Origin of the sequence: Achromobacter spanius, assembly GCF_029637605.1 — a bacterium.
Classification (GTDB): domain Bacteria; phylum Pseudomonadota; class Gammaproteobacteria; order Burkholderiales; family Burkholderiaceae_B; genus Achromobacter; species Achromobacter spanius_E.
Window position 1 is genome coordinate 1,655,148 of record NZ_CP121261.1, and the last position, 20,338, is coordinate 1,675,485.

Consider the following 20,338-nt stretch of genomic DNA (forward strand, 5'->3'; position numbering starts at 1 on the left):
ATTCAGATCTTGAAGCGAGACACGCCGCTGCGCAGGTCGTTGGCCACCACCGTCAGCTCTTCAATGGCCAGGCTGGACTGGCGCAGGGATTCCACGGTTTGCTGGGCGGCGTCGCTCAACTGCTGCAAGGCCTGGTTGATCTGCTCGGCGCCCGTTGCCTGGGCCTGCATGCCTTCGTTGACCATCTGCACGCGCGGCGCCAGCGTCTGCACCTGCTGGATGATCTGCGACAACTGGTCGCCTACCTGCTGCATGTCGGCCATGCCTCGGCGCACTTCCTCCGAGAACTTGTCCATGCCCATCACGCCGGCCGACACCGACGACTGGATCTCACGCACCATCTGTTCGATGTCATACGTGGCCACGGCGGTCTGATCGGCCAGCCGGCGGATTTCGGTGGCCACCACCACGAAGCCCCGGCCGTACTCGCCCGCCTTCTCGGCTTCGATGGCGGCGTTGAGCGACAAGAGGTTGGTCTGGTCCGCTACCTTCGTGATTGTAGTAACCACCTGAGTGATGTTGCCGGCCTTCTCGTTCAGGATGGCCAGCTTGGCGTTCACCGAGCCCGCCGCGCCCACCACGTTGCGCATCGTGTCTTCCATGCGCGCCAAGCCCACCTGCCCGCTGCCGGCCAACGACGCGGTCTGCTCAGCGGCGCTGGACACTTCGGTCATGGTGCGCACCAGCTCGCGCGAGGTGGCGGAAATTTCACGTGAGGTAGCGCCGATTTCGGTGGTGGTGGCCGCCACTTCGGACGCGGTGGCTTGTTGTTGCTTGGACGTGGCCGCAATTTCGGTCACCGACGTGGCCACCTGCACGGCCGAACGCTGGGTCTTGCCGACCAGCCCGGTCAGTTCGTCCACCATGCCGTTAAAGCCCGTTTCAATCGCGTTGAATTCGTCTTTGCGCGCCAAGGACAAGCGACGGGTCAGGTCACCGCCGCCAGTGGATTCCAGGGTCTTGACGATGTCGCGCATGGGATTGCCGATGGCGCGCATCAGCAGAAAGCCGCAGATAATCGCCGCCACGATCGCCAGGCACAGCGACACCAGCATGCCGTATTCAGCCGCATCCACGGCCTTCTTGATGCTGACCGCGGCCTCGTCGGCCTGCTTCTTGTTTTCAACCACCATCTGCGCCAGGATGTCGCGCCCCTGGTAGAAGGCGGGCCGCAATTCGTTCTTGATGCGGCTTTGCGCCCCGGCCGTATTGCCCGCCATCGCGCTGCCCAGGATATCGGCTCGAATGCGCTTGTAGTCCTGCAAGGCTTTCTCGAAACCGGTGAACATCGCGCGGTCGTCCGCGCGCGCAATCGTGTGGCGGTAAAAATCGATGTACTCGTCCAACTGCTGGTCGCTCTTGGGCAGCGCTTCCAGCACGGTGCGGCGCTCTGCGTCGGAATCGCTGTTGAAGGCGTCCTGCACCACCACGAACCCGGCAAACCATGACGCGCGTATCGACGTGCTGTAGTAGATGCCAGGCACGGCGTCCGTGTTGATCATCACCACTTCGTCTTCAATGTGCAGCAGGCGTCGGTAATCAACCACCACCATCAACGTCATGATGGCCAGGATGACCATGAAGCTGGCCAGGATGCGTTGGCGCAGAGTCAGATTCTTCATTCAGGTAGACCTTTGTGCAGGTTCAACACGGCAACGCCCGCCCACATTCTTTACCGGATGTGGGGAAATGCAGTGATTATTGCAAAGGCGGGTGCGGCGAGCCATGAAAAACTAGGGAAATCCCCGCAAATTTGGGGATACCCGTCAGAAAAACGCAAAGCTCGCTTACAAGAACTTGTGTTTTCCCGTGACAGTGCGTACCGCAAGCGCGGCTAGGCGGCTTGCCACAGCGCTGCTGGCGGGTGGGCTGTTACCCAGTCGCACGCCTGGTCATAGGCTTGCGCCAGCCGCAACACATCCAGATCGCCCTGCGGCGGGCCGATCAACTGCATGCCCATCGGCAAGCCCTGCGGGCTGAAGCCCACCGGCACACTGATCACCGGGCAGCCGGCCAGCGTCCACGGCGTCACGGTTTCCATCCAGCGGTGATAAGTGTCCATGGCGCGGCCGGCAATGTCCTTGGGCCAGTCCAGCGTGGCGTCAAACGGAAACACCTGCGCCGACGGCACCGCCAGGAAATCGACCTCTTCAAACATGCCCAGCACCGTCTGGTACCAGGCGCTACGCTCTTGCGTGGCCTGATAGACGTCGTGCGCGGTCATGCCGTCCAGGCCTTCCACTTCCCAGATCAGCGCGGGCTTGAGCAGCTTGCGCGTCTGCGGGTCTTGAACCAGCGCATGGAACTGGCCGCCCACCATCAGGTGGCGATGGGTCAGCCACATGCGCCACAGCCGGTCGCCCGCGAACGGCACCTTGTAATCGACGACGTCGCAACCCACGGTATCCAGTGTGGCCAAGCCTTGGGCGCACACGTCCAGAATGCCCGGTTCCAAGGGCAGGTAGCCGCCCCAGTCGCCCAGCCAGCCGATGCGCTTGCCGCGCGGGTCCGCGTCTGATGTGGCGTCCAATGCGGTGGCGAACTGCGCGGGGTCGTCGCGCAGCGACAAGGGCGAACGCTTGTCGTACCCCGCCATCACCGACAGCAGCAGCGCCACGTCGCGCGGCGTGCGCCCCATCGGCCCTTCATAGGACAGTTGCTTCAGGAACACTTCGGGCGACGGCCCGAACGGCACCCGCCCCGCCGACGGCCGCATGCCGTACACATTGCAGAACGCCGCCGGGTTGCGCAGCGAGCCGCCAAAATCGCTGCCGTCGGCCACGGGCAGCATGCGCGCGGCCAACGCCGCCGCCGCGCCGCCGCTGCTGCCGCCCGCCGTCTTGGACGGATCGTAGGGGTTGCCCGTCGTGCCATAAACCTGGTTGTAGGTATGCGAGCCCAAGCCGAATTCCGGCACGTTGGAGCGGCCGATGAAGATAGCGCCCGACGCCCGCATGCGCTCGACGATGATCGAATCATGCTGCGTGACCTGGTCCTTGTAGACCAGCGAGCCCATCGACGTCACCATGCCGCGCACGGCCGTCAGGTCCTTGGGCGCCTGCGGCATGCCATGCATCCAGCCCAGCCACTGGCCGGCATCCAGCTGCGCGTCGCGCTCGGCGGCTTCGCGCAGCAGCGCGTCGGTATCGCGGCGGGCGACGATGGCGTTGATCTTCGGGTTGACGCTGTCGATATGCGCCAGATACGCGCGCATGACCTCGACACAGGACAGCTCGCGGCGCCGGATCGCATCCGACAAGGCATGCGCCGGCATGGCGACGATGGGGTTCAGGCTGGCGGCGTCGGTCGGCGTGGCGAGGGGCATGCGTAGGTCTCCGGCTTGTCTTGTTCGTTGTCAGGCTGGCGCGTTGGCCAGTGCACCCAGACGACATACTACGCAACCTGGGCGGGGCCAGCACGGCCATTACGGAAACAAATGCTGCGCCAGATGGTCGATGAACACGCGCAGTTTCGGGGAAGCATGACGGCTTGCCGGCCACAAGGCCCACATCGTGCCGCCGCCGCGCGTGCGGTCTTCCATGACGATCTGCAATTGCCCCGCCGCCAGTTCCCGGCGGATGGTGAAGTCCGGCAGGCAGACTATGCCCTGCCCGCCCACCGCCAGCGCAATCCGCGTTTCCACGCTGTTGCACACCAACGTCAAGGGCAGTTCGGGCGCCTGGACGTCCGGCCCCAGCTTGAACGGCCATTTTTCCAAACGGCCCGTGGCGGGATAACGGTAATGCAGGCAGGCATGGCGCAGCAGGTCTGCCGCGCGCTTGGGCGTGCCGCGCTGGCGCAGATAGTCGGGTGACGCCGCCAGCACCCGGCGAAAAGCCCCCAGGCGGCGGCGCTTCAGGCCGGAGTCGTCCATGTCGCCCGAACGGACCACGGCGTCGTAGCCTTCGCCAATGACGTCCACCATCCGGTCGGTGAAATCCAGGTCCAGTTCCACCGCGGGGTACTGCCGCATGAAGCTGGCGATGCTGGCGTCGTACAAGCCGCTATAGCGCGGCAAGCTCACCCGCAGCCGGCCCTGCGGCGCGTCGGAAGCCGCCGACAGTTCCAGTTCCGCCGCTTCGACCTCGCACAAGATGCGGCGGCAGCGATCCAGGAATTTCTCGCCTTCCGGCGTCAGCGCAAGCTGGCGGGTGCTGCGATGAAACAGCCGCACCTTCAGGCGCGCTTCCATCCGCGCAATGCTCTTGCCCACCGCCGACGGCGACACCCCCAGCACGCGCCCCGCCTCGGCAAAGCTGCCCGCTTGCGCCACCAATACGAACACCCCTATGCCGCTCAGGCTATCCATCCACCACGCTCCAATGCGGACATTCATGTCCGGAATGACGGGAATCCTAGCCTATTTTTCTTTCATTTCGGGGCGCATAAGCTGGCCATCCCTTTTGTATTCCCTGATGTGCGTCATGCCTACCCCTGAGCTTTCCACCCCCTTCCCGGCCCCCCGCCACCGTTGGCTGCAACTGCTGTCGGCCTGCCTGACCGCGCTGTTGATCCCGCTGTGCTTCACCGGCCCCGCCGTGGTGCTGCCATCCATCAGCCACGACCTGGGCGGCACGCCCGTGCAACTGAATTGGATCTTGAACGGCTACATCCTGGCCTACGGCAGCGTGATCATGGTGGCGGGCAGCCTGACCGACCTGGTGGGGCCGCGCCGAGTATGGCTGCTGGGCCTGGCGGGCTTTTGCGTCACGACGTTCGCCATTGCGTTCGTCCCCACGACCGGCTGGATCAACTTCCTGCGCTTGATGCAGGGCGTGGGCGGCGCGGCCGCATTCGCGGCCGCCATGTCGTCGCTGGCGCCGCTTTTCCATGGCGTGGCGCGCACCCGCGCGTTCAGCCTGTTGGGCACCACGTTCGGCATCGGCTTGTCGTTCGGGCCGCTGGCTTCGGGCTGGATGGTGCAGACGGCCGGCTGGCAGTGGGTGTTTCTGTCCACGGGCGTGGTGGGCCTGCTGGGCGCCGTCATGGTGGCCATCAGCGTGCGCCCCACGGCAAGCGTGGCGCAAGGCCGGCTGGACTGGCCGGGCGCCATCACCTTCACCGGCGCGCTGGGGCTGTTCACCTACGGCATCTTGCTGGCGCCCGAAGCCGGCTGGACGGACGCGCACGTCGTCGGCGCGCTGCTGGCATCCGTGCTGCTGGCTGTGGCCTTCGTGCGTATTGAACGCCGCGTTGCCCGCCCCATGCTGGACCTGAGCCTGTTTCGCAGCCCGCGCTTTGTGGGCGTGCAGGTTTTGGCGGCGTCGCCGGCATTTCTGTTCATCGCACTGATCGCGCTGCTGCCCGGCCGCTTCATTGGCATCGACGGTTACAGCGCACTGGAAGCCGGACAACTGATGATCGGCCTGGCCGCGCCCTTGCTGGTGGTGCCGTTCCTGGCCGCGCTGCTGACGCGCTGGTTCCGCCCTGGCTTGCTGTCGGCAATCGGCCTGATCGCGGTGGCGGCAGGCTTGATCTGGCTGGCCGACGTGATGGCCGCGGGTGCGGCGGGGCTGTGGATGCCCATGCTGTTGATCGGCTGCGGCATCGGCCTGCCGTGGGGCCTGATGGACGCCATGGCGGTCAGCGTGGTTGATGCACGCAACGTCGGCATGGCGACCGGCATCTTCAACACGGTGCGCGTGTCGGCGGACGGCGTCGCCATCGCGGTGCTGAGCGCGCTGCTGGCGCTGTTGATCCAGACACAGTTGTCGGCCTCACTGTCGGCCACCCTGCCCGCCTCACTGTCCGCCTCACTGCCCGACCCCCAGCCCGGTGCTCAGGTCGAAGCAAAGTCCAACGCACTACAAGCCCAAGCCCTCGTAATGGCCGCCAACCGCGCGGCGCTGGGCCAGCTGGACGAAGCCGCGGCGCAGCTACCGCACGCCACGGCCCAGGTCATGCCGCTGCTGCATGACGCCTATGACAGCGCCTTTCGTCACGTGCTGCATGCCCTGGCCGGCATCGCCGTGCTGACGGCGCTGTGCATCACCCTGCTGCTGGGCCGCCGTGAAACGGTCGCGGCGCGGCTCAGTCCACCCGCCACCAGCTAGGCAGCAACCCGCGCACCTTGGCGCGGCGGTAGCGGTCGTCAATCAGGTGCACCGTGCCCACATCGCTTTCGGTGCGGATCACGCGGCCGGCGGCCTGCACCACCTTTTGCATGCCCGGGTACAGATAGGTGTAGTCGTAGCCGTTTTCTTCGCCGTAACGCTGGTCCATCGCGCGCTTCATGTTCTCGTTCACGGCATTCACCTGCGGCAGGCCCAGCGTGGCAATGAAGGCGCCGATCAGGCGCTTTCCCGGCAGGTCCACCCCTTCCGAAAACGCGCCGCCCAACACCGCGAAGCCCACGCCCTGGCCGGCTTCGGTAAAGCGCGCTAGGAACGCCGCGCGGCCCGCTTCGTCCATGCCCGGTGTTTGCAGCCAGATGGGCACGGCCGGATGGCGTGCCCGCATCAGGTCCGACACCTGGCGCAGATAGTCAAAGCTGCTGAGAAAGCCCAGGTAATTGCCCGGGCGTTCCGCGTACTGCGTGGCGATCAAATCAACAATGGGCGCCAGCGAACGCTCGCGGTCGCGATAGCGGGTGGACACATTGCCCACCACGCGCACCGCCAATTGCTCGGCCTGGAACGGTGCGGCCACGTCGATCCAAGGTGTTTCGTTGGGCAGCCCCAGGGTGTCGCGATAAAACTGCTGCGGGCTCAAGGTGCCCGAGAACAGCACGGTGGCGTGCGCCGCCGCATAGCGCGCCGCCAGGTACGACGCGGGGATCACATTGCGCACGCACAAGGTGGACGGCCGCGTCTTGGCGCTGGCCACGCCCACGTCCGACAGCGTCACATCAAACAAGGCATGCGAGCCGAACTGCTCGGCCAGACGCATGAATTGCAACGCCTGAAAGTAGAACGTCAGCACCGGGTCGTCTTGCGGCAAGGGAGATTCGGCCATGTATTCCATGATGGCGCCCACGGCTTTCTGCACGGCCGCCAACACACCCGGCGCCACCGCGTCATACGCCTGATAGCGTTCTGCCTGCTTCTTGTTCAGCGCATTCCACGAACGCTGCAAGCCATCCAGCGGCTTCTTCAAGGCCTTGGGCGCGGCATACCGCGCCGCGGACAACGAGGCCTGATCCAATTCCCCCGTGTACATACGGCGCGCGCGGTCAACCAGGTTATGCGCCTCGTCCACCAGCACCGCCACCTTCCATTGATAGGCCTGCGTCATGGCGTACAGCATGGCCGACGAGTCGTAGTAATAGTTGTAGTCGCCCACCACCACGTCGCTCCAGCGGATCAGCTCTTGCGACAGGTAGTACGGGCAGATGCTGTGTTCACGGGCCACGGCGCGCACCGTGGGCGCGTCCAGCCGCGCGTGCTGCACCGCCGCCTGGCGCGCTTGAGGCAGGCGGTCGTAAAAGCCCTGCGCCAAGGGGCAGGAATCCCCATGGCAGGCCAGGTCCGGATGCTCGCAGGTTTTGTCGCGCGCCTGCAGGTCCAGCACGCGCAAACCGGGCCCGGCGGGCTGCGCGTTGACCGTGTGCAGCGCTTCAACCGCCAGCGCCCTGCCCGAGCCCTTGGCTGCCAGGAAGTAGATCTTGTCCAAGCCCGTGCCGGGGCTGGCCTTGAGCAGCGGGAAGATCGTACCCAGCGTCTTGCCGATACCGGTAGGCGCCTGCGCCATCAGGCAGCGGCCATCGCGCGCCGTGCGGTAGACGGCCACGGCCAGATCGCGCTGCCCGGCACGGAATTCACCATGCGGAAACGCCAGCTTTTCCAGCGCCGCGTCGCGTGTCTGGCGGTGCGCCAGTTCGGTCTTGGCCCAGGCCAGGAAACGGTTGCACTGTTCCTGGAAGAATGTTTGCAACGCGGCAGCGTCGTGCGTTTCCGTAAGCACCGTTTCTTCCTCGGTGACCACGTTGAAATACACCAGCGCCACGCGCACCTGTTCCAGTCCGCGCGCCTGGCAAAGCAGATGGCCGTAGACCCGCGCCTGCGCCCAATGCACCACGCGATGGTTCTCGCGCACGCTGTCCAATTGGCCTCGGTACGTCTTGATCTCTTCAAGCTGATTGGCCACGGGGTCATAGCCATCGGCGCGCCCCCGCACCAGCAGGCCTTCATGCTGGCCGGAGAGCGAGACCTCAGTCTCGTAGGCGGGGCCACGCCGCCCGGTCACCACCGCATGCCCGGCCATGCCTTCCACCCCGCTTGGCGCGGGGGTAAAGCGCAAATCCAGGTCACCGGCGCGCGCCGTGAATTCGCACAACGCGCGCACCGCCACCGCGTAGCTCATGCCGCGCCCTCCTGCCAGCGAACATGGCAAACACGCACCGGCATGCCGTGCGCCACGCAGTACTGGAGCCATCGGATCTGGTTGTCTTGCAGTTTGTCGCCAGGGCCTTTGACTTCGATGAGTTCATAGCGGCGCTCGGCCGGCCAGAAGCGGATCAGGTCCGGCAGGCCCGAACGATTGGTCTTCACGTCGCGCAGCAGGCGGGTAAAGAGCAGCTTCAGGTGCGTAGCGGGCAGGCAATCCAGCGCCTGGGTCAGCAGCGTTTCGGACAAGGCGCCCCAGAACACAAACGGCGACTGCACGCCCGCCTTGTCGGCGTAGCGTTGCAGGATCAGGCCGCGATACGCGGGCGTGTCCAACTGCGCCAGGCAATCAGCGAACAGCGCCTGTCGGCGTTCGTGGAAGTCCGGCGAATCCAGGTCGGCCGGGCCGCGCTGGAACGGATGAAAGAACGCGCCCGGCAAGGGCGCGAAGACGGCCGGCCAGCACAGCAGGCCAAACAGGGAATTCAGCAGCGCGTTCTCCACGTAATGCACGGGCGCGTCGTCGTGATGCAGATGGTCGCGCGTGACGAATTCCACCGACGCCGGCGTGGCCGGCCGTTGCAGCGTCAGGTCGGTGCGCGGCACGGCGTGAACGGGCGCGCGGGCGGGTCGGCCCTGCCCCACCGCGCGATACAAGCGCGGCAACATGCGCGCCACGCGCTGGCTTTCCTCTTCGCTTTCGGGTGCGTCGCGCGCTTGCAGCGCCAGGGCCAACGCCGCGTCATACCGCGCCATGCGCTCTTGCACGCGGATGCGGCGATGACGCGCGCCGGGGTAGGCGCAGTGTTCATAGGCCGCTTGCGCCGCCGCCCAATCCTGCGCGCGTTCGCACGCCTGCCCGATCCGCAGCAGCACCTTGGCGCGGCGCTTTTCCAGCCAGGCGTTCTGGCTGACACAGCCTTGCACCGTGGCCAGCAAGGGGGCGATGTCCGCGCCGTCATCCAGCGCAGTGCGGCAGGCATGCAACACCAGGTAGGCATCCACGTCCGCCCGCGTCTGGAACGCACGTGAACAGGCATCAAACGGCACGGTCTCGTACTGGAACACGCCCAGATCGGCCAACACGAATTCCGACCAGTCCTGGTGCAGGTTGCCGAAGAAAATCAGCCGGAAGCGCTCGCAAAGATCGCCCACCATGACGCGCCAGACGGGTTCTTGTGCGCCCGGGAACCATTCGGCGTATGGCCGGGGGGTGTCGTGCGCGACGCGCAGGGCGGCCAGAAGATCGGCTTTGCGCGCGGAGGGTTTAAAGGGCTGGTCCAAAGCCAGCTGGCAAAGTTCCGGCTTGGTATGCAGGCCGAACAATTCGTCCAGCGACATCGGCGCCAGCCCATCCAGCCAGCCCAGCGCCGCGAGCGGCGCGGCGGCATCCACCGCGCTGCCGATTTCCTCATAGACCAACCGGCTGGCCCGAAACCACGGCCCACGGCGCATCAGCATGCGCACCATCAAGGCCTGCGAGGCTTGCGGCAAGGCCTGGAAGTCAGCCAGAAAGCGGTGCTCGTCAGCGTCCAGCAGGTCGGCATAGCGTTCGCCGACCCACGCCAAGGCGCGCTGAAAATTATGCAGATAGTAGTAGCGGTGCGGGGGAAACATCGGCCGGGCCGGATAGCTGGTTTTTTATCCAGTAATCATAGCAGGCGGCCCGGCGTCGCACCGGGCCATTTTTGCCACTACTTTCAGCCTTGCACGTGCGGCACGATGTTCAGCCCTTCCTCTGGATGGGGTTCGACAAAGTAGGCGGTGATGGCGTCGTACTGCTCGTCCGAGGTGGAAAACGCATGGGTGCCTGCGGCGTTGCGGGCGCGCAACCGCGCCTTGCACAGCGCGTCGGACGCCTGCAAATAATGCAGCCGATGCGGGCAACCCGCTTGCCGCGCCACCTCAAGCAACCATTGCCGAGCCGGGCGCGTGTTGGCGGGAAAGTCCAGCACCACCGACAGCCCCGCCCCCACCAATGCCGCCACATGGCCACCCATGGCGTCACGCAGTCGCGCGGCGAAACGCGCGTAGTCCGCAATGCCCTGGATTTCGCCGGGATACAGCGCCGCCAACCAATGGTCTTCGCTGATCAACAGCGTGCCGGGCTGCGCGGCAAGCGTCGTGGCCAATGTGGACTTGCCCGCGGCGATCTTGCCGCAAAGAAAGTGCAAGGTGGCGGGCGATGAGGATAAAGGCGTCATGCAAGGCTCTCCTGGAGCGTGTGCCTGGCGGGCCAACAAAAAACCCGCCGGTTGGCGGGTTTGTGTAGCGATGTGCCGATGCGCGCTAACCCACCTTGGTACCAAGGCAGGTAATAATCGCGGCGAAAGGATGCAGGGGTCGGCACATAGGGCAGAGATTGCGCCTGGCGCGAGTGCTTGTCAACGGCAGGCGTGGACGGAGGTGTCAGGAAGAACTCACCGACGCGACCACCACCACAAGCCCCATGCCATCGCAGCCGGAAGGCCGAACAGCGCCAGATGAATAGGCAGTTCCTGGGCCAGGGTGTAGCCATGCGACATGCCGGTGCGCAGGTTCCACACCGACACGCCCAGCCAAGCAAGTGTGAATACCGCCGCCGCCACGGTGCGATGCGCGGCGGGTGTCAGCCGAATCAGCAGCGCGGCCAATACCAGCCCCACTGCTATGAAGATCAAGGTACGCAAGATGGCCTCACTGGATGGTGTGGCCGCCGTTGATGAGAACGGGATGTTCGAAAAAAGGGTCAGGGGCGGCGCTTGGACAGCAGATTACGCTTGGCGCGCATCGTTATCAATCGCCGCCCCCCTCTCAAACAACCCGCCCTACCGCGCCGGCTGCGCCGCCGCGCCCACGTCCTTGCGGACCTTGGCCACATCCGACGCGCTGACAGCCGAGGCCTTGTTGCCCCAGCTGGACCGCACGAAGGTCACCACGTCGGCGACTTCCTTGTCGGTCATGCGCCAGTCAAAGCCCGGCATGGCGTAGGCGGTGGGCGCCGCCGTCGTGCCCGGCATCTGGGCGCCCTTGAGCACGATATGGATGAGCGACGTGGGGTCCGCCGAATTCACCGTCGAGCTCAGCGCCAACTGCGGGAACGTTTCCGTGTAGCCCTTGCCGGTGCTGCGGTGGCAGGCCGCGCAGTTGTTCAGGAAGGCCATGGCGCCGTCGCCCTTGTCCTTGCCCGTACGCAGCGCCTGCGCCACGGTCTCGTCATAGGCTAAAGGCTTGCTGGTGGCATCCTTGTTGACCGGCGGCAAGCTCTTCAGATACACGGCTATGGCGTTCAGGTCGTCATCGCTCAGGTGCTGCGTGCTGTCTTGCACCACCTGCGCCATGCCACCAAACGCGGCCGAATGGCCGTTGCGGCCCGACTTCAGGAAGACGGCGATGTCTTCCTTGGTCCAGCTACCCAGGCCGTCCACGACGTCGCCGCGCAGGTTCTTGGCCAGCCAGCCTTCCACCACTCCGCCCGACAGGAAGGCCGAGCCGTCCGCGTCGCTCAAGGCCTTTTCCTGCAAGGCAAAGCCGCGCGGGGTGTGGCAGGTGCTGCAATGCCCCAGCCCTTCAACCAGGTACTGGCCACGCAGCAGCGCCGCGCGGTCCGCGCCCTTCAGGTCGCTGGTGGCCGGGCCGTTGACGACGTCGGGTGCGAACATCCAGCGCCACACGGTCAGTGGCCAGCGCATCGACATGGGCCACGAAATATCCGTGTCCTTGTTTTCCTGCTTGACCGGTTCGACCCCATGCATGAAGTACGCGTACAGCGCCTTCACGTCTTCGGGCGTGACCTTGGCGTAGGCGGTGTAAGGCATGGCCGGATACAGCGAATGCCCATCCTTGGCCTTGCCATGGCGCACAGCCTGGTCGAAGTCCTCGTACGTGTAGTTGCCGATACCGGTTTCTTTATCGGGCGTGATGTTGGTCGAATAGATCGTGCCCAGCGGCGATTCGATGCCCAAGCCGCCTGCAAAGGGTTTGCCGCCCCCTACCGTGTGGCAGGCAATGCAATCCCCGGCGCGCGACAGGTATTCGCCCTGCTTGATCATCTGGGCGTCGTTCGACGCCGGCGTACCGTCCGCCGCGAAAGCCGTGCTGGCGACCAGGGCCGAGAAGGCCGCAACAATGGTTTGCTTCAACATTGTTCCGTCTCCTTAAGCCTGGACCAGCGGGCCGGGGTTCTTCAGGTACTGCTCGCGGATCGCCTGCGCGGCCCAATAGGCCAAGGCGCCCACCAGCCCGGTCGGGTTGTAGCCCATGTTCTGCGGGAACACGCAGGCGCCCATCACGAACACGTTCGGCACATCCCAGCTTTGCAGGTACTTGTTGACCACGCTTTCCTTGGGGTTCGACCCCATGATGGCGCCGCCCGTGTTGTGCGTGCTTTGGTAGATGCGCGTGTCATAGTGCGCGCCCTTCTTGCGCACTCCCACGAAGTACTTTTCGGGGTTCATGGCCTTGGCCACGGTCTCCATGCGCTTGCCCATGTAGCCCAGCATGTCGAACTCGTTGTCGTGCCAGTCGAACGTCATGCGCAGCAGCGGCTGGCCAAAGGCGTCCTTGTAGGTCGGGTCCAGCGACAGATAGGCGTCGCGGTACGACATCACCGAACCGGAAATGCCGATCGTCATGTAGCGCTGGTAGGCATCCTGCACGCCGGCCTTCCAGCCCGTGCCCCACGTCGGTGTGCCCGGCGGGGTCGGCGTCTGCTTGATGGGCCGACCGCCGGTGCGCACGTGGCGGATGCTGGCGCCACCCACGAAACCCAAGGGGCCGTGGTCGAACTGGTCGCCGTTCAAATCGTCCATGCCCACGCCGCCCGCGCCCGTCCCCATGAAGGGATTCAATTGCGTTCCCTTGGGCAACAGCACGTTGACGCCGCCGTTCATTTGGTAGGCGTAGTTCTTGCCGACCACGCCTTCGTTCGTCTTGGGATCGTACGGTTTGCCGATGCCCGACAGCAGCAGCAGGCGCACGTTGTGCATCTGGTAGGCCGACAGGATCACCAGGTCAGCCGGCTGCTCGATCTCCTGGCCCTGGGCGTCGATATACGTCACGCCAACGGCCTTCTTGCCGCTCGAATCCAGGTTGACCTTGATGACCTGCGAATGCGTGCGCAGTTCAAAGTTGGACTTCTTCAGCAGCACCGGCAGAATCGTCGTCTGCGGCGAAGCCTTGGAATACATGTAGCAGCCGTAGTTTTCGCAGAAGCCGCAAAAATTACAGGGACCCAGACGCACGCCATAGGGGTTGGTGTACGGGGCGGAAGCGTTGGCCGCGGGCGTCGGATACGGGTTGAAACCCACTTCACGCGCGGCCTTCTCGAACAACTGCGCACCGTAGGTGGTGGTCAGCGGCGCCAACGGATATTCCTGGCTGCGCTTTCCTTCCAGCGGGTTACCGCCTTCGACGATCTTGCCGTTCAGGTTGCCGGCCTTGCCCGACGTGCCGCACACGTATTCGAACTTGGAGAAGTACGGTTCCAGTTCGTCGTAGGTAACGCCGAAGTCCTGAATGGTCATGCCTTCAGGAATGAACTTCTTGCCATAGCGTGTTTCGTAGCGCGTGCGCAGTTCCAGCTCTTCGGGCAGCACGCGGTAATGCATGCCGTTCCAGTGAAAACCCGCGCCGCCCACGCCCGTGCCCAGCAGGAACGAACCGTTCTGCCGATACGGTACGGCCACGTCGTCCACGCCGTGGCGGATGGTCACGGTTTCCTTGGACAAGTCCTGGAACAGCTTGCCGCGCACCGAATACGTCAGTTCGTCGATCACCTTGGGATACTCGGCGTCTTTCGGGGTGTCCTGCATGCCGCCGCGTTCCAGCGCCAGCACATGCAAGCCCGCGTCGGTCAGCTCTTGACCCAGGATTGCGCCGGTCCAGCCGAACCCGACCAGTACCGCATCCACTTTGTCTTTCTTGATAGCCATGATTAACCCTTCTCCCCAGAGATCGACACGGGGCCATAGGGGTACTTGACGTTGGGCTGATCCGCCCAGTCCATATAGTCGGCGCGCGCGCCGGGAAAGCCCACCATCTTCCAGCCCACCATGTTCTTGTTGCCGCCGTGAATGGGGTCGGCAAAGAAGCCTTCTTTGGTGTTGGCCAGCAGGAAGCTGAAGAAGGTCGAGGCGGGAACGGTTTCCAGCTTGATCTTGTTGCCTTGCAGATCTTTCAGGATCTGTTCCTGCAAGGGCTTGTCCAGTTCGGCGTAGGCCTTGCCGTGCGTCTTCACGCACCAGGCATTGCAGGCTTCGATGCCGTGGCGATAGACTTCGCGCGGGTTCTGGTTCAGTTGATAGCCCAGCTCAGGCGCCTGGTCGGTGTGGAACGGGCCTTCCATGTACCAGAGCTTGCCGTGGCCGAACGGCGTTTCCATCTGACGGTCGATGAATTCAGGCACACCGGCTTCAATCGCGCCCGGACCATATTGGTCGGCAGGGATCAGGTGATCCACCGCGGCAACAATGAAGTCCCATTCGGGCTTGGTGAAATAGGTGGGTGCGTAGGGTTTGGCGGCCGCAGCGGTCTTGTCGTCCGCGGCGTTGGTACAGCCAGTGGTCAGCGCGCCAACCGCCAATGTCGACGCGGGCACGATCGCCAACGCCTGAAGAAACCGACGACGCGGCTTTGCATCATCTGTCATAGACATCTCCGTGAATATTCCAAGTTGTCCTAGCGCGCTACCGAACATGAACCCTGGAAACACGAACTGCCGAGCTAGTGACAACACGCTCTGTACTTCAGAAAAAATCGAACCTGCTCTTCAATGGGGACATAAGAGAAGGTGCTGGCATTATGCGCTTATTCATGCCTCTGATCCGCTTGCAGGACCGGATCAGATTGAATTTATTGACATGGAAAAGTGTTTTGCATTAAGGACAAAGTAAGACTCCCGCAAAAGCGGGCTTTTCTGACAGTTGGGTGAACGAATTCTGTATATTTCGCGGTTGGAACAAAGGACGGCAGGCATGAACGACAAGACGAAGATCTGGAAAAGTTCGACGACAACACGCAGTTGGAGTTCCACCACGGACCTGACGCCCGAACAACGCGTGAACATTGAAGATCTGTTGGACGGCAAGCTAGGCAGCGTCAGCATTCAAGAAAAATGGAGCTACGCCGGCACGGAAAACGGCGAAGCGTTCAAGGTCGATATCGACAACGGCGCGGTCACGGTCAACGGCCGACACTACGACAGTCTGGACGACGTGCCGCGCGCGGAACGCGAACGCATCGAGGCGCTACGCGACGGCGAAGGCATGAAAGGCCTGTGGGACATGCTGAAAAATGCCGGGGTGCAGATCGAAGATATGCCTGGTGACGATGCTGCGCGCACTGGCAAACCTGCATTCACGATTGAGACGGACGACGGCAGTGCTGACGCCATCGCAAGCGCATCGGCGCGGCCCCTTGAGGCGACCGAAACAGCCCGCGTCAGTACCGACCCGACTGCGTCGCCGGGTGCGGTTCCCAAGAGCGGCGGGCTGCGCCGCGCATTGTTGATCGGTATCGCCGTGGGATTGGCGCTATGGGTGGGACGGGCGTTGAATCTGTTTTAGCAGGCGACGTTCACGTCCAGCACCACCCGGGCCACCTCAAGCAAGCCGTCATCCACGTCATACCCGCCCTTGGCCTTCAACCAATCCAGCACGGGATACAAACGCCAAATGGACGCCTTGCCTTCATGCACCGGCGACGGAAAGCTGTCTGAATACGCGAGCATCAGCTTGCGCATGTTCTGGCGCGACATGCCCATCAACTCGGCCACATCCGTCAGCCCCACGTAGTCAGGGCCGGCTTCGATCAAGCGCGCGGAAGGAATCGCGAGCTTCACATCCGCCAATGCGCCGTGCACCGCCGCCCGGGCGCTGTTGGCCTCTCGCGCGAATTCAAGCGCCAAGCGGCCAGGCTGCCCCGATCCGACCAGGGCATCGTCGCAACCTGCTTCGGCCAGACGACCGATCAGGTCGTCAAGCGACTCTTCGGTTTGGCCCAACCGATATCGCAAGGTGAAGGTGTATTCCACTGTTAGGGCTCCCGACGGGATAGGGTTCTAGTCTGTTCAAGATGCGCAGTGCATTGATTCAGTACGCGGCGCAGCAAACGTGCATGGCTATCGGCGTTTCTCGGTGTGCTCCACACGCTGGCGATACAAAACTCACCACGACGGCAATCATGATCGTTGTAGGGGCAATAGATGCGGCCCCACGCATGACCACTACCGAGCCTGACGCGCCAACCTTGTTGCTCTGCGTGACGCAACACCGATTCAATCTCTTTCTTTGGATGTGATGAACGAACCATGTAAGCCCCAAGTATTCAATCGATCGACAAGGTTGTCAACTGACAACTTATGACCATCGATGTTGATGCGTGCGGGTTGGCTGCCACCCGTTTACGCCAAAGGCTTAATTCTCCGTTGCTCGCCGTGAAAACAAGGGATGCTTGGATCCTTCATTCAGTCTGATACGGCGCCCGTTACCCGCGCCGCGCGTAGCATCCCAAGAACATCTCCACCGCCGAATCCGCCACGCGCTTACGCTCGGCGGCGCTCAAGGGCGCTTGTCCCAGCGTAACTTGCGGCCAAAACGCAAAGCTCTTGACCAGGCCCTGCAACTGGTGGCCGGCGAACTCGGGGTCCACCTCCACCAGCCGCCCGTCCTGGATCGCCGCACGTATCCACGCCGTTTCACCGCCCTCTTTTTCACCCATGCGGCACACGATGGCCTGGGCGCGTTCGGGGGAATGGATGATTTCGGCCATGGCCACGCGTGCCAGGTCGATGAAGTTGGGGTCCGCCAGCAGGTCCAACTTTTGCATCAGCAACTGCCGCAACTGCTGGTCCAGCGCGACGTCGGCGCGATACGACAGCGCAACGCTGGCCGCGCTGCTGGCCCATAGCTCTTCAAGAATCAGCGAGAACAGCGTTTCCTTGCTGGGGAAATGGTTGTAGACCGTGCGCTTGGAGACGCCCGCCGCGGCAGCGATGCGGTCCATGCTGGTGGCATCAAATCCGGCTGACCGAAACTCTTCCACCGCCGCGCGCACAATGGCCTGGCGTTTGCGGTCGGTCAGGCGGGTCGGAGGATTGGGCATGAAGCGGGCTCGTTGTAGGGGGGTGTTGCGCGCATTGGCGACGCGAAATTCTACACCGGCCAGTGTACTTTTCAGAAAAACAAAACTACACTGCGCAGTGTAATTTTTGGCGGCGGCGCCTAGAGCGTCAGTCGCATCAGTCGCAACGCCCATTGCCCTCCTCTGTCTGGAACCCTAGCCGTGACCGCCCTCACCTCCTGCCCGTCTGCCCCGCCCAGCTATCCGCAGTCTCCGCAACACCATGAAGGCCGGTTCCACAACCCGCGGCCGCGCCCCTCGCTGGGCTTCTGGCAAGGCCTGAAACTGATGTGGACGTTTTTCTTCGCCAAGCCCCGGGGAACCGTGCCTGATCGAACCATTCCCGTACGCGCGCTGACCTTGGCCGACCTGCAAGCCGCGCCCGACCGCAGCCTGTATCGCCTGGGTCATTCAACCATCCTGATGAAACTGCACGGCCGCTACTGGCTGACCGACCCGGTATTTTCCAAACGCGCCTCGCCCGTCCAATGGGCCGGCCCCGCGCGCTTTCACGCACCGCCCATCTCCATCGAAGACCTGCCGCCCATTGCCGGCGTGATCCTGTCGCACAACCACTACGACCACCTGGACCGCGCCGCCATCGACAAGCTGGCCGCCAAGACCGCCCGCTTCATCACCCCCCTGGGCGTCGGCGACCAGCTCATCGCCTGGGGCGTCGACCCCGCCCGCGTCGAACAACTGGACTGGTGGCAATCCACCGACGTCGACGGCCTGCGCCTGACCGCCACGCCGGCGCAGCACTTCTCGGGACGCGGCCTGACCGACACGGACCGCAGCCTATGGGCCTCGTGGGTCATCCAGGACGCCGACCTGCGCGTCTTCTTCAGCGGCGACAGCGGTTACTTCGACGGCTTCAAGGCCATCGGCGACGCTTACGGCCCCTTCGACCTGACGCTGATGGAAACCGGCGCCTACGACAAGCGCTGGGCCTTCGTGCACATGCAGCCCGAAGAAACCCTGCAAGCCCACCTGGACCTGCGCGGCCGTTGGCTGTTGCCAATTCATAACGGCACCTTCGACCTGGCGCTGCATGCGTGGGAAGACCCATTTGAACGGATCGCGGCGCTGGCCTCGTCCAAAGGCGTCGCGCTGACCACGCCCGTGATGGGAGAACGGGTGGATATGGCCGCCCCGGAGGCGGGCTCCCCGTGGTGGCGAATCGGCAACGCCCCCGCCTGAGCGCTCCAGTACAATCCCGCGTTTGGCGACGTTGTGATCGCCCACCCTCTGGACCGAAGCATGTTGCGACTGACCGAAATCAAGCTGCCGTTGAACCACACGCCCGAAGAATTGCCCGCCGCGATTCTTAAAAAACTGGGCATTCCGGCCAGCGACCTGCATGGCTTCACCATCTTCTTGCGCAGCTACGACGCGCGCAAAAAGCACAATATCCTGCTGACCTACACGCTGGATATCGACGTGGAAAACGAGGCGGCGCTGCTTGCCCGTTTTCATGACGACCGTCACGTCAAGCCCACGCCCGACACCGAATACAAGTTTGTCGCCCAGGCGCCCGCCACGTTGGCCAAGCGCCCCATCGTCATCGGCACCGGCCCCTGTGGCCTGTTCGCCGGCCTGGTGCTGGCGCAGATGGGCTTCAAGCCCATCATCCTGGAACGTGGCAAGGCCGTGCGTGAACGCACCAAGGACACCTGGGGCCTGTGGCGCAAACGCATCCTGAACCCCGAGTCGAACGTGCAGTTCGGCGAAGGCGGCGCGGGCACGTTCTCGGACGGCAAGCTGTACAGCCAGATCAAAGACCCCAAGCACTACGGCGAAAAGGTCCTGAAGGAATTCGTGCTGGCCGGCGCGCCGGAAGAAATTCTGTATGTCAGCAAGCCGCACATCGGCACGTTCCGCCTGGTCGGCATGGTCGAAGTCATGCGCGACACCATCACCAAACTGGGCGGCGAAGTGCGCTTTTCCAGCAAAGTGGAAACGCTGCAACGCGAAAACGGCCAGGTCACGGGCGTTACGCTGACCAGCGGCGAACACATCGAGGCCGATCACGTGGTGCTGGCCATCGGCCACAGCGCGCGCGATACCTTCCAGATGCTGCATGACCAGGGCGTGTACATGGAAGCCAAGCCGTTTTCGATCGGCTTCCGGATCGAACACCCGCAGTCGCTGATCGACAAGGCGCGCTTCGGCCCCAGCGCCGGCCACCCCATTCTGGGCGCGGCCGACTACAAGCTGGTGCATCACGCCAGCAACGGCCGGTCGGTGTACAGCTTCTGCATGTGCCCGGGCGGTACCGTGGTGGCCGCCACGTCGGAACCCAACCGCGTCGTCACCAACGGCATGAGCCAATATTCCCGCAACGAGCGCAATGCCAACGCGGGCATTGTGGTGGGGATCTCGCCCGAGCAAGACTACCCGGAACACGTGCTGGCCGGCGTGGACTTCCAGCGCAAATGGGAATCGCAGGCCTTCGTGCTGGGCGGCGAAACGTACAGCGCGCCTGGCCAGTTGGTGGGCGACTTCATCGCGGGCAAGGCGTCCACGGAATTCGGTTCCGTGCTGCCGTCCTACACCCCGGGCGTGCACCTGACCGACCTGGCCACGGCGCTACCCGACTTCGCCATCACGGCCATCCGCGAAGCGCTGCCCGCCTTTGACAAGACCATCAAGGGCTTCGGCATGCACGACGCCGTGCTGACCGGCGTGGAAACGCGCACGTCGTCGCCGGTGCGGATCAAGCGCGACAACGACACGCTGCAAAGCATCAACACCCAAGGGCTGTTCCCGGCCGGCGAAGGCGCGGGGTACGCGGGCGGGATTCTGTCGGCGGGCGTGGACGGCATCAAGATTGCCGAAGCGGTGGCGTTGAGCATCATGGGCCGCCAGGGGTAAGGAAACCCCACCGGCGGCTACGGGTCAAGGCGGCCAAGGCG

Annotated in this window: 17 protein-coding genes; 4 read left to right on the forward strand and 13 right to left on the reverse strand. The window is 64.0% G+C overall.

Features of this window, described 5'->3' with window-relative positions; genetic code table 11:
- Positions 1 to 2: 2 nt before the first annotated feature.
- The 3 genes from P8T11_RS07240 to P8T11_RS07250 form a co-directional block, all read right to left on the reverse strand.
- On the reverse strand, positions 3 to 1,622 hold the full coding sequence (locus P8T11_RS07240; RefSeq protein ID WP_268077585.1) for a methyl-accepting chemotaxis protein: 1,620 nt from the start codon (positions 1,620 to 1,622) through the stop codon (positions 3 to 5).
- Positions 1,623 to 1,834: 212 nt separating this feature from the next.
- Entirely contained in the window at positions 1,835 to 3,325 is a 1,491-nt protein-coding gene (locus P8T11_RS07245) for an amidase (protein WP_268077584.1), read from the reverse strand.
- A 99-nt stretch (positions 3,326 to 3,424) separates the two neighbouring features.
- Positions 3,425 to 4,309: a LysR family transcriptional regulator gene (locus tag P8T11_RS07250; RefSeq protein WP_268077583.1), complete on the reverse strand. Its 885-nt coding sequence runs from the start codon at positions 4,307 to 4,309 to the stop codon at positions 3,425 to 3,427.
- A gap of 115 nt (positions 4,310 to 4,424) precedes the next feature.
- On the opposite strand from P8T11_RS07250, the gene P8T11_RS07255 reads away from it, so the two are divergent.
- Positions 4,425 to 6,053: an MFS transporter gene (locus P8T11_RS07255; protein ID WP_268077582.1), complete on the forward strand. Its 1,629-nt coding sequence runs from the start codon at positions 4,425 to 4,427 to the stop codon at positions 6,051 to 6,053.
- Here P8T11_RS07255 and P8T11_RS07260 read toward each other — a convergent pair.
- The 7 genes from P8T11_RS07260 to P8T11_RS07290 form a co-directional block, all read right to left on the reverse strand.
- Entirely contained in the window at positions 6,031 to 8,301 is a 2,271-nt protein-coding gene (locus tag P8T11_RS07260; RefSeq protein ID WP_268077581.1) for an ATP-dependent DNA helicase, read from the reverse strand. The genes P8T11_RS07255 and P8T11_RS07260 overlap by 23 nt on opposite strands.
- The gene (locus P8T11_RS07265; protein ID WP_268077580.1) at positions 8,298 to 9,941 is read right to left on the reverse strand and encodes a VRR-NUC domain-containing protein; all 1,644 of its coding nucleotides are present in this window, start codon (positions 9,939 to 9,941) and stop codon (positions 8,298 to 8,300) included. The genes P8T11_RS07260 and P8T11_RS07265 overlap by 4 nt, the downstream gene beginning before the upstream one ends.
- Before the next feature lie 83 nt (positions 9,942 to 10,024).
- Positions 10,025 to 10,528 carry an AAA family ATPase gene (locus P8T11_RS07270; protein ID WP_268077579.1) on the reverse strand — a complete coding sequence of 168 codons (504 nt, stop codon included), beginning with the start codon at positions 10,526 to 10,528 and terminating at the stop codon, positions 10,025 to 10,027.
- Positions 10,529 to 10,744: 216 nt separating this feature from the next.
- Positions 10,745 to 10,993, reverse strand: coding sequence for a hypothetical protein (locus P8T11_RS07275; RefSeq protein ID WP_268077578.1), 249 nt, complete (start codon positions 10,991 to 10,993; stop codon positions 10,745 to 10,747).
- Positions 10,994 to 11,131: 138 nt separating this feature from the next.
- On the reverse strand, positions 11,132 to 12,448 hold the full coding sequence (locus P8T11_RS07280) for a c-type cytochrome (RefSeq protein ID WP_268077577.1): 1,317 nt from the start codon (positions 12,446 to 12,448) through the stop codon (positions 11,132 to 11,134).
- A gap of 12 nt (positions 12,449 to 12,460) precedes the next feature.
- Positions 12,461 to 14,236, reverse strand: coding sequence for a GMC family oxidoreductase (locus P8T11_RS07285; RefSeq protein WP_268077576.1), 1,776 nt, complete (start codon positions 14,234 to 14,236; stop codon positions 12,461 to 12,463).
- 2 nt (positions 14,237 to 14,238) lie between these two features.
- Positions 14,239 to 14,952, reverse strand: coding sequence for a gluconate 2-dehydrogenase subunit 3 family protein (locus P8T11_RS07290; protein ID WP_268077575.1), 714 nt, complete (start codon positions 14,950 to 14,952; stop codon positions 14,239 to 14,241).
- A 325-nt stretch (positions 14,953 to 15,277) separates the two neighbouring features.
- On the opposite strand from P8T11_RS07290, the gene P8T11_RS07295 reads away from it, so the two are divergent.
- Entirely contained in the window at positions 15,278 to 15,868 is a 591-nt protein-coding gene (locus tag P8T11_RS07295) for a hypothetical protein (RefSeq protein WP_268077574.1), read from the forward strand.
- Here P8T11_RS07295 and P8T11_RS07300 read toward each other — a convergent pair.
- From P8T11_RS07300 to P8T11_RS07310, 3 genes are all read right to left on the reverse strand, one after another.
- The gene (locus tag P8T11_RS07300) at positions 15,865 to 16,335 is read right to left on the reverse strand and encodes a helix-turn-helix transcriptional regulator (RefSeq protein ID WP_268077573.1); all 471 of its coding nucleotides are present in this window, start codon (positions 16,333 to 16,335) and stop codon (positions 15,865 to 15,867) included. The two genes, P8T11_RS07295 and P8T11_RS07300, sit on opposite strands and share 4 nt — an antisense overlap.
- A gap of 2 nt (positions 16,336 to 16,337) precedes the next feature.
- The gene (locus tag P8T11_RS07305; protein WP_268077572.1) at positions 16,338 to 16,613 is read right to left on the reverse strand and encodes a hypothetical protein; all 276 of its coding nucleotides are present in this window, start codon (positions 16,611 to 16,613) and stop codon (positions 16,338 to 16,340) included.
- Positions 16,614 to 16,787: 174 nt separating this feature from the next.
- A complete protein-coding gene (locus P8T11_RS07310) occupies positions 16,788 to 17,405 on the reverse strand; it encodes a TetR/AcrR family transcriptional regulator (RefSeq protein ID WP_268077571.1) in 618 nt (205 codons plus the stop codon).
- 180 nt (positions 17,406 to 17,585) lie between these two features.
- Here P8T11_RS07310 and P8T11_RS07315 point away from each other — a divergent pair, with 180 nt between their 5' ends.
- The gene (locus P8T11_RS07315) at positions 17,586 to 18,623 is read left to right on the forward strand and encodes an MBL fold metallo-hydrolase (RefSeq protein WP_268077570.1); all 1,038 of its coding nucleotides are present in this window, start codon (positions 17,586 to 17,588) and stop codon (positions 18,621 to 18,623) included.
- A gap of 60 nt (positions 18,624 to 18,683) precedes the next feature.
- The gene (locus tag P8T11_RS07320; protein WP_268077569.1) at positions 18,684 to 20,297 is read left to right on the forward strand and encodes an NAD(P)/FAD-dependent oxidoreductase; all 1,614 of its coding nucleotides are present in this window, start codon (positions 18,684 to 18,686) and stop codon (positions 20,295 to 20,297) included.
- Positions 20,298 to 20,338: the final 41 nt, after the last annotated feature.